Source organism: Paenibacillus sp. MER TA 81-3, assembly GCF_023713585.1.
Taxonomy (GTDB): domain Bacteria; phylum Bacillota; class Bacilli; order Paenibacillales; family Paenibacillaceae; genus Paenibacillus_B; species Paenibacillus_B profundus.
The window spans coordinates 1-255 of record NZ_JAMAWB010000140.1 but is presented as its reverse complement, the minus strand read 5'-3'; the positions used below and the strand labels follow the sequence as shown (position 1 = coordinate 255).

The 255-nt window shown below is 45.9% G+C and carries 1 protein-coding gene; it reads right to left on the bottom strand.

The window, feature by feature from the left end:
• The coding region (locus tag M3650_RS31595) for a helix-turn-helix domain-containing protein (RefSeq protein ID WP_251580312.1) at nucleotides 1-207 on the bottom strand (207 nt) is incomplete at its 3' end.
• Between the last annotated feature and the right edge of the window lie 48 nt (nucleotides 208-255).

The following is a 255-nucleotide window of genomic DNA, read 5'->3' as shown; positions in this document are numbered from 1 at the left end:
TTCCTTGGTTAACCGAGGAGGAGCACCAGATGAATGCTTGAGCCGCAAGGCGACCAATCCGCCGTTTTCGTACGTATGAATGTAACTGCTCACCGTCATTCGATTACGATTCAGAATTTCAGCGATTGCCGTCATGGATGTGCCTTTCAAGTGCAAATAGATGGCTTGATAGCGTTCATACATTCGACGCTCTTTGGCTTGTTTCATGGCTTCTTTTACTTTTTCCAGTTCATTATGCTTATCCATGGCGTTCCC